This is a genomic window from Thermosipho affectus, from assembly GCF_001990485.1.
GTDB lineage: Bacteria > Thermotogota > Thermotogae > Thermotogales > Fervidobacteriaceae > Thermosipho > Thermosipho affectus.
This window is the reverse complement of the sequence record NZ_LBFC01000024.1, coordinates 26,379-36,071: the sequence shown is the minus strand read 5'-3', so window position 1 is coordinate 36,071 and position 9,693 is coordinate 26,379. Positions and strand designations below refer to the sequence as shown.

Sequence of the window (9,693 nt, the reverse complement as noted above, 5' to 3'; positions counted from 1 at the left end):
TTCTTCAAAATAACTAAAGAAACTTTTTAAAAGACTATTGTTTTGAGATATTTTCTTTTTTGACATGCTTTAAATTGTTCTCGATTTTTTAATTTGTATACTTCTTTGTTCTATTACAATCATTATGCGACAATATCCGTAATTACCATTGTATTTGATATTTATTTAATTTTTTCTATAAATTACTTATCTTTGTCTTGAAATACTTAATCTTTTATATAGTGTTTTTAACATTTCTATTTCTTTTTTTAATGTTTCCTTCTTTGATTAATCCCCAAAAGAAAGACAATGGTTCTTTTTGAAAGTATCTATTTAAAGTAAAGGTTAATGACTTCTTTTCTTAATTTAGGAAAACATAAAACTTTTACTCTTCCCTTAGATGATACTTCTTTATTGTTTCATTTTTCGGATTCGGTGCAAATACTTCCAAGTTTTTCATTTAATATCCAAATTTTTTAAACATTTTAAGCTAAATAATAATATAACCGATACAAATATAAACACAAAAGTAAATCCAACATACTTTATTACTACCCCGATTAACAGTGGAAGTATTGCTGTTACAATATTTAAAGCACCAGAAATACCAACATACAATGCCCTGTTTTCTTCACTACTTATTTCAATTAAAACTCCTTCAAAAGACATCTGCCTTGCACTTAAAGTAATTCCTGAAAAAACAAATACTAATGAAAACAGTAATGGAGATATCTTACTAGAAATTAATGACAGTATTGGTAAAAAACTTCCAAAAACTACACAATATTTTAAAACCCTCTTGTATCCTTCATTATGCAAAATTTTCTTCCAAAAAAAGCTCGCCAAAACTACACCAAACATTTGCGAAAAAAGATAATTTCCAATTATTTGATTATTCAAAGAAAACGAATGTTTTGCAAGAGACATATAAAATGGGATTATAATCAAACCAAACCCCGTAAGGTTACTAAAAATAATATAATTTAGCAAGTTCTTGTCTTTAGTTAGTATTGTAGGTATACTTTTTAACACAGATAAAAACGATGGAATTTTTTTCACATAATTTACTTTTTTCTCATTAATTACTAAAAAACCAATTGACGCCATAAACAAAGAAAATGATGCAATGAAAAACATTACAGAATAATTAAAAGGATAATTATATTTATTTATAACCACCCTTGCAGTTAAAGCTCCAAACAATGCAAAAATACTTCTAAGAATTTGTCTAGTACCCATAAACTTTTTAAGATTTTTTCTTAAAATTGATTTTCCTAATAAATCAGTATAACTAATTCCTGCAAAAATTCCACTAAATGAAAAAATAGTTAAACCAATTATTGTAAAAATTATTATAGACTTTGGGGGAAGATTTGTAAATAATATAAACGAAATCATTGCTAAAGAAAATATTCGAAGATAAATTCCCAAGAGTAAATATGGCTTTTTTCGAGGTTTTGTAACCAAAATACTTGCAAATAATAATTGAGCTAAAAGAGGAATTCCAATACTTATAGCGGTGATTAATCCAATAATTACTTCAGAACCACCTGCTTTTAAGATTAGCGAAGGAATTACTGTATTAATTTCAATAAATGAACTGGCAAAAGCCAAAAAAATAGCATGCCATATAAATGCCGTGAAATTTCTATTTTCATTGGTCATGAATATCCTCCTTTTATTTAGATTTTACTAATTTTACTTTAACAATGATTATATCATAAAAATATAAAAATATATTTTTGATTAACTATATAAGATACTCAAAATATATGCAATATAATAGTTATTATATTGCATCAATCGAGAAAAAGTCACAAATATATCTTTGCCACCTCAATAAAATCCTTTATAACCACTTTATCTAATTTAAGGGTTTTATATTTTTGTTTATATGCTATATTATATATTTCAACATTATAACCATCTTATTTTTGAATACAACAGGTAATTTGTTGTGCGAATTGTTTGAGAGGCTAGAAAACACATAGTTAATTCAGATAGGATAAACCGGGATATAACTATTCATATTACGAAATATGGTATATTTAAGGAGTTCATAAGTTAATTCAATCGAGAAATTAATTTTAGTATTTTGGATATAATCAAATATTTCTTTTCTATCTTTTTTTGAATATTCTTTTGGTAAATAATAGCCTAACGTAACATGTGGAATATATAAACTATTTTGCGGTATTAATTTATCAAATTTTCTTCTTAATTCAAAAATTTTTATAAAATCTTCTTTTGAGTTTGGTACAAACATTACTCCTATTGCAGATCCTCCGTTATATAAACCAATTGAATCCAATTTTATTGGAGAAAAATCTTTGATCTCCTGAAAAATTCCTTTAATCATAGATTTATTGTTTCTAATACACCTTTCGACATTATTTGTAATATTCAAATTGCACAAGTCATGCAAAGTTATATGAAAAAATTCTTTGTTCAAAGCATTTGCTAGAATTTTTCCCAAGTTTTCATAAAGTTTTTTTTGGATTTCTTTAATAAACCTTTTCTCATTTTCTTTTAAAAAGAAAATTATTGTATCACCTTTAAAATCTGCATAATTTCCATCCTTGTTGACTTTTTTGTACAATTCATCTTTTGGATTCCAACTCTTTAATAAATTAAAATTCGTTATCTGTCTATAATTTATTAACTCTTTTTTATAATCATTATAATCCATTTTAAAGCCTCCCAATAAGATTATTTTATTTCATTGCTAATAATTTTCATTAGATTAATCTATTTAATGCTAACTGTATTTAATTTTTCTGATACGTTTGTGTTATTATCTATATGTCATTCTTTGAAAGCGCTTACAATTATTATACAATATTTTTCATCATTTACAAATCTAAATGGGAGGTGAAAAACATGAGAAAGATATTTGTTTTGTTGTTAACAACTTTGATAATTTTTGCATTTTCTGAAACAACACTTGTTGTTAGTTCAAGATTATGGACTCCACCAACAGAAAAAGAATTCATTATCAATGAAATTATCAAACCATTCGAGCAAATGTATGGAGTAAAAGTTATTTTCCAAACAATGGATGATGAAACGATGTTAAAACAAGTAAAAATTCAAAAGGAAACTGGAAAAGTTACAACAGATGTTGTTATAGCTTATGCAACAAAAATGCCTGAATGGGTTAAAAATGATTTAGTAGTTGATTTAACGCCATATGTTTCCAAATGGAATGATAGACATTTTTCAAAAGGTTTCGATTCAATGACAGTATTCGATGGAAAAAGATATTTTCTACCAATTGGTGCGGATGTTTATCTTACATTAATTAACAAAAAGGCATTAAAATACAAACCAGATTATGTTGAGCTCCAAAATATTACTTGGGAACAACTAGCAGAATGGGCTAATTTGGTTGCGGAAGGCGAAGGAGAAGGAAAATTTGCCGTTACAGGTGTTCCAATGAAATCACTTATTTATCAAATTGGTGCGATCGCCCTCTCTTATGGTGCACATTGGCCCAATCTAGATAATCCTGGATCCGTTGCCGCATGGTACTTAATATACAAAATGAAAAATGCTTTTTCACCAGCAGTAAAAACTTATGATGATACAAGACCACCAATGAAAAGAGAAGAAACTTGGATGACAGTAGCTCATTGTGCAAGAGTAGGAGAAGTATACAAAAATAATCCTACTCAATTTATAATTGCTCCTGCCCCAAAAGGACCGGCAGGCATTGGTTCAGTTGCTGGAACAAGTGGACTTGCTATCGTAAAAGGAACAAAGAATTTTGATCTTGCATTAAAATTTCTTGAATATATGACAAGACCAGATATTATGGTTAAATCTCACAAAGGAACAGGTGGATTTATACCACCAGTTGATGAAGCTGTAAAATATCTTGGAGATGAGGATCAAGATTTAGTAATAAAGAATGCTATAAAAGTTATGAACCAAGGAGTACTATCATATATTGCTCCAATTTGGAAAGATTGGGGACAAGTAAAATTGGTCTATGATGAATTATTCAAAAAAATGATATTAGAAGAGAAAAAATTAGACATTGACATGCTCGAATTATATCAAATAAAAATAGATGCACAAAGAAAATGAAATAACTAATCTCTTGGGGGCTTTTGCCCCCTGGTTTTAATTGTGAGGTGATTTAACTTGCAAAAAACAATTACAAAAAAATGGATTCCTTATATTTTAATTGCTCCTACTTTGATTTACTATATTGTATTTTGGCTTAGGCCTGTTATTTCATCTGTATATTATAGTTTTTTCGATGAAAGTAACATATTTACTTTAAATAATTACATAACAATATTTAAAGATCCTTACTTTAAGCAGGCATTAATTAATACATCTATTTTTGTTCTTATTTCTGTAACTATTGAATTTTTAATTTCGTTGGGATTAGCTTTGATAATTAATAAAAAATTTAAAGGTGCACAAATTCTTCTCTCAATTGCTTTAATTCCAATGGCCCTACCTGCAGTTGCAGTTGGTGCGATGTGGTCAAGTGGATTTGCAACTTATGGTTGGGTTAACAGTTTATTGTACCATTTAGGTATCATTTCAGAAAGTGGGAAATTTGCTTTCTTAGCAGGAAATGATTTTCAATCATTAATGTTAATAATATTAATAGACGCGTGGCAAGTTATACCGTTTATGATGGTTATACTTCTTGCAGGGTTGCAGGGATTACCCAAAGATTCAATAGAAGCTGGTTACATTTTTGGAGGTACCAAATTTACAGTTTTAAGAAAAATAACTCTTCCAATGTTGAAGTCAAGTATTCAAACTGCGTTAATTTTGAGAATAATCTCAGCAATTCAAGTATGGTTAATAATAGTAATGATATATGGATATAGGAGAATACCAGTTTTACTTGAAGAAGTTGTCTTTTACGAAGAACAATTAATAGGATTTTACAGAGTAGCTCTTGCTTATTCTGTAATTGTAGCAGCAATCGTTTCAGTGGTTTCAATCATATACCTGAAAATTTCCGGTGCCTTTAAAAAGGAGGAACTCTAACATGAAATTAAATAAAATTGCAAAACAAACTTTATTTTACATAATCATCGCTGGAATTGTACTCGTAATTTTAACTCCTATATATTTTTTAGTATCTATATCGCTAATGTCCGATCAAGAAGCGTATGATTGGCCAACACAGATGATTCCATCTTTTGTCAACAAATTTAAATTAGAAATTGTTAATGGAAAATATTTAATTTCTGTTTTTAGCAAATCTAAAAAAGAGTTTTCAACGGTTATTGAAACAAGTAGTTTTGAAGAATTACAAAAATTTGTAAGAAATAAGACAAATTCAAATATAAAAAGAGAAGTATTTGAGAAAAATGTTGAAACGTTAAAAAAACTAATGAAAATTAATGGTATTAAAATAAAAGATCTCAGAAGCAGGATAAATGATCTAAAAACAAAATTAAATAAATTAACAGTAAACCTAGTTAAGTATAAATCTCAATTAAAGAAAGCAAAAGAGTTCAATATGTCTTCGTTAATAGAAGAATTAAATCAAAGCATAAATAGTATTGAAATAAAAAAACGAGAATATGAGTTGGAAATCAGTAAACTAAAAACAGAACTAGAAAAAATTGGTTCTATAAAATTTACGGTTTCTAAAAATCTGTTTGATAATTATATAAATTTCTTTAAAGTAACTAGCAATGCGCTCCCAGCATTATTTAGAAGTATTCAAGTATCATTACTTACAGTTTTAATTTCTTTAACTATTGGTGGTATGGCAGGATATGCTTTTGCAAGATATAGCTTTAAGGGAAAAAACTTATTAAAACTAAGTGTTCTATTTGTAAGAATGTTTCCTGGTATTTCGATTGCAATGCCAATGGTTATTATATTAATAAATATGGGATTTTATGATAAACCTATAGGACTATCTCTTGTATATTCTGTAGGTCAAATAGGAATGACTATATGGATTACCGCAAGCATATTTATGGGAATTTCTACTGAACTTGAAGAGGCAGCAATGATCTTTGGTACAACTAGATTTGGAGCTTTCTTTAAAGTAACATTACCTCTAGCACTTCCAGGACTTGCAGCAAGTGCTATGTATGCATTTATTGGTAGCTGGTCAGAAACTGCACAAGCCATTGTATTAACCCAGTTTAATCCTACATTTCCAGTGGTTGTTTATCAAACATTAGTTGGTGCAAAAGGTCTGATTAATTTAACAGCAGCAGGTGGTGTTTCCCTTGCCCTTCCGGCTGTTGTTTTTACACTTATAATTAGAAAATATATCTTACAAATGTGGGGAGGAGTAAAGGTTTAAACACAATAAAAAAGGAGAGGTGAAATATGGCAACTTTAGAATTGATAAATTTATCAAAAAGATATGGAAAAAAAGTCTGGGGGGCAAAAAATGTAAACTTAAAGGTCAATAATGGAGAATTTGTAGTTTTTCTTGGCCCATCCGGTTGTGGTAAAACAACAACTTTAAGGATGATTGCTGGTCTTGAAGAAGTTACTGAAGGAAAAGTTATAATTGATGGAAAAGATGTAACATATCTCGAACCAAGAAAAAGAGAAGTTAGCATGGTTTTTCAAAGCTATGCAGTATGGCCACATATGACAGTATATGATAATATTGCATTTCCTTTAAAACTTAGAAAAATGCCTTCCAAATTTATCGATAAAACAGTTGAAGAAGTTTCAAAAATGGTTAAAATTGAAGAACTTTTAAAAAGGTATCCTTCCCAACTTTCAGGTGGACAAAGGCAGCGTGTAGCATTAGCAAGAGCTTTGGCTGTTAAACCTAAAATTTTTTTGATGGATGAACCATTGTCAAACCTCGATGCCAAATTAAGAGTTAAAATGAGAACCGAATTGAAAGCTATACATCATAAAACAGGTGCTACAACAATTTTTGTCACACATGACCAATCTGAGGCCATGTCTATGGCAGATAGAATCGTAATTATGAAAGATGGAAGAATTGTACAAGTAGGTACACCTGATGAAGTATATTTCAACTGTGCAAATACTTTTGTCGCAGGATTTATTGGTACTCCACCAACAAACTTCTTTAAAATGAATGTTATTAGAAGCAGTGATGAGATTCATTTAAAAAATGAATATATTGATATAAAAATTTCCGAAAAAGTCAAAAAATCTCTTGAAAAATATAACAAAGATGAAATAATTGTTGGTATAAGGCCTGAAAACCTTCTGATTACAAATAATAATGATGAAGCTATCTTTAAAGAAAAAATTCTTGTAGTTGAACCTCAAGGATCACATCAAATAATTGCTGTTGAACTTGGCGAACAAATCGTTAAAATAGTTGCTCCTGCATTTCCAAAATATTCTGCAGATGAAATTATAAACGTTTCACTTGATCATGAAAGATTAATGCTTTTTGATATTGATACTGAAGAAAGATTGGAGGATATTTAATGAAAATTGCACTAGTTCATTACAGAGCTGGTTTGATGGATGGTGTATCTTTAGAAATGGAAAAATGGAAAAAAGTTTTACTCAGAATGGGACATGATGTAGATATTGTAGCCGGTAATAACAAAAGTGGGGTAGACATATTAATTCCCTCTATAGGTTTTGAAAATCCAACATATAAAATGATTAATAAAAACTGTTTCGAAAAGTTAGAAGATTTTTCTATAGAAGAAGTAATCAATTTAATTTTCGAGGAATCCGAAAAGATATATAATGATCTTGAAAATAAACTTTCAATGCATGAAATTATAATCCTAAATAATATTTGGTCAATTGGTGCTTTTTTACCTGCAGCAATAGCTTTTCAGAAATTTTCAAAAATTCACAAGGAAAAGACATTTATAGGTCACCATCATGATTTTTGGTGGGAAAGAGAATATTTTTTAAATTATCAAGACAAAAAGATTAAATATCTATTAGAAAAATTTTGTCCGCCAATTGGTACTAATATTAAACACGTCGTGATTAATTCATTGGCAAAAGAAGTTTTATATTTAAAGAAAGGAGTTAATTCAACAATAGTCCCAAATGTTATGGATTTTGAAGAACCACCAACAAAAGATGAAAAATTAAATATTTTAATAAGGGAAAAATATAATATATCTCAAAATTCCATTGTATTATTGCAAGCAACAAGGATTACTGAAAGAAAAGCAATAGAACTTTCAATTGATTTAGTACATTATATGTCAAAAATTTCAAAAAATTATTATGGAAAAAAATTATACAATGGAAAGACTTTTGACGGAAATATTATTTTAGCATTTTCAGGAATGTGTGAAAGTGAAAATTATAAATATAAATTATTAGATAAAGCCTTCAAACATGGAATTAGAACCGTTGATCTTTATCCAAATGTTGAAAATAATGTATTTTCATTTTGGGAACTATACAACATAGCAGATGCAATAACTTACCCATCAATTTTAGAAGGATGGGGGAATCAACTTTTAGAAGCAATTATCATAAAAAAACCAATAGTACTATTTGAATATGAAGTTTTTGAAAAAGATATTAAAAATTCGGGAATTAAGTACATAAGTTTAGGAAATATATATACTCAAAAAGAAGGTCTTGTTCAAATAAAAGAAACCATCATTCAAAAAGCTGCAGAAAGTTTATTTGAAATTATATTTAATAAGGAAAAATATGAAAAGATTGTAAATGAAAATTTTAACATAGCTAAAAAATTCTATAGCCTTGAAACTTTAAAACAGATACTAGAAAAAATTATATGAAAATCATTCAAAACAAAATAACAAAGCCTAGGTATATCCTGGGCTTTGTTATTTTGTTTAACTTTTTATTTAAAAGTGGTATAATTTTTTATGAACTCTATCATTTTTATCTAAAATTGCAAGGAGGTTAAATATGACAATCTATGTAGATGGTTCATATTCAAATACATATCAAGTTGCAAGTTGTGCATTTTGTGTAGTAAAAGATGGAGAAATTATTGATGTAAGAAAAAAAGCAAAGAGAATAAAAAAAGGAAATTCTGTTGTTAGCGAACTATTAGGTGTAGTAATGGCGTTGAAGTATTGCAAATTGAAAGGAATTTCACAAGTTACAATTGTACACGATTATAACGAAATTCCAATGTTTGCTTCCTCGTATAGGAGAACAAAAAATCACATAGTAAATAATTATATTAAAGAGTTAATAAAATTGAAAAATCAAATAGATGTATCTTTCAAAAAAGTAAAAGCACATACTAATGATAAATTCAATAACTTAGTTGACAAGTTGTCAAGAGAGAACTTAAGAAATTATATAGAAAAAGAACTACCCAAAATTCTAAAAGGTCAATTGAAAAAAAATTAAGATAGTTATAAATCCGACTTCTAGAATTATTTTTTCAATACTGGAAATACAATATTTCAAGATTATTTCTAAAGAGTTTTGAATATTTCCTGATTTTTGGAAGTTCAAAAAAAAATAATAAGATATTATCTGCAATTGCACGAAAAGGAAAATGCAATTTTACAGTTTTTATAAGTGCACAATTGAGTTTTTGTTAAATAAGAAACAACTCTACAGATTCCTATACTTAATTTGTCTATCCAACCCGCATCTTGACAAATAAGAATTTCAAAATTTGTGTTTTTCTTATTCCAAAGTATCTACTATGCATCCATAGCCATGCTCATAATGTACAACACTACATTTACCACAATTTCATATCATAATTTTTTAAGTAAGATGTATTTAAGGTATTTTGCCATTATGCAATAT

At 28.0% G+C, this 9,693-nt stretch carries 8 protein-coding genes; 6 read left to right on the top strand and 2 right to left on the bottom strand.

The genetic code is table 11. The features are described 5' to 3' along the window. Positions 1-435: 435 nt before the first annotated feature. Together XJ44_RS09090 and XJ44_RS09085 are read right to left on the bottom strand one after the other, a co-directional pair. A complete protein-coding gene (locus tag XJ44_RS09090) occupies positions 436-1,644 on the bottom strand; it encodes an MFS transporter (protein WP_077198819.1) in 1,209 nt (402 codons plus the stop codon). A gap of 331 nt (positions 1,645-1,975) precedes the next feature. After that, on the bottom strand, positions 1,976-2,668 hold the full coding sequence (locus XJ44_RS09085) for a hypothetical protein (protein WP_077198818.1): 693 nt from the start codon (positions 2,666-2,668) through the stop codon (positions 1,976-1,978). A gap of 191 nt (positions 2,669-2,859) precedes the next feature. On the opposite strand from XJ44_RS09085, the gene XJ44_RS09080 reads away from it, so the two are divergent. The 6 genes from XJ44_RS09080 (at position 2,860) to XJ44_RS09055 (ending at position 9,282) form a co-directional block, all read left to right on the top strand. Next, entirely contained in the window at positions 2,860-4,068 is a 1,209-nt protein-coding gene (locus XJ44_RS09080; RefSeq protein ID WP_077198817.1) for an ABC transporter substrate-binding protein, read from the top strand. A gap of 57 nt (positions 4,069-4,125) precedes the next feature. After that, positions 4,126-4,995 (top strand): carbohydrate ABC transporter permease, encoded by an 870-nt coding sequence (locus XJ44_RS09075; RefSeq protein ID WP_075666647.1) that lies wholly within the window; start codon positions 4,126-4,128, stop codon positions 4,993-4,995. A 1-nt stretch (position 4,996) separates the two neighbouring features. Then, a complete protein-coding gene (locus XJ44_RS09070; protein ID WP_077198816.1) occupies positions 4,997-6,277 on the top strand; it encodes a carbohydrate ABC transporter permease in 1,281 nt (426 codons plus the stop codon). Between the two features lie 26 nt (positions 6,278-6,303). Then, on the top strand, positions 6,304-7,401 hold the full coding sequence (locus XJ44_RS09065) for an ABC transporter ATP-binding protein (protein WP_077198815.1): 1,098 nt from the start codon (positions 6,304-6,306) through the stop codon (positions 7,399-7,401). After that, positions 7,401-8,696, top strand: coding sequence for a mannosylglucosylglycerate synthase (gene mggS, locus XJ44_RS09060; protein ID WP_077198814.1), 1,296 nt, complete (start codon positions 7,401-7,403; stop codon positions 8,694-8,696). Before XJ44_RS09065 ends, mggS begins: the two co-directional genes overlap by 1 nt. A gap of 133 nt (positions 8,697-8,829) precedes the next feature. Then, a complete protein-coding gene (locus XJ44_RS09055) occupies positions 8,830-9,282 on the top strand; it encodes an RNase H family protein (RefSeq protein ID WP_077198813.1) in 453 nt (150 codons plus the stop codon). Positions 9,283-9,693: the final 411 nt, after the last annotated feature.

Coding starts and splice junctions, on each gene's coding strand:
- XJ44_RS09080 (WP_077198817.1), top strand. CDS start 2,860: ATGAGAAAGATATTTGTTTTGTTGTTAACAACTTTGATAATTTTTGCA.
- XJ44_RS09065 (WP_077198815.1), top strand. CDS start 6,304: ATGGCAACTTTAGAATTGATAAATTTATCAAAAAGATATGGAAAAAAA.
- XJ44_RS09055 (WP_077198813.1), top strand. CDS start 8,830: ATGACAATCTATGTAGATGGTTCATATTCAAATACATATCAAGTTGCA.
- XJ44_RS09090 (WP_077198819.1), bottom strand. CDS start 1,644: ATGACCAATGAAAATAGAAATTTCACGGCATTTATATGGCATGCTATT.
- XJ44_RS09085 (WP_077198818.1), bottom strand. CDS start 2,668: ATGGATTATAATGATTATAAAAAAGAGTTAATAAATTATAGACAGATA.
- XJ44_RS09070 (WP_077198816.1), top strand. CDS start 4,997: ATGAAATTAAATAAAATTGCAAAACAAACTTTATTTTACATAATCATC.
- mggS (WP_077198814.1), top strand. CDS start 7,401: ATGAAAATTGCACTAGTTCATTACAGAGCTGGTTTGATGGATGGTGTA.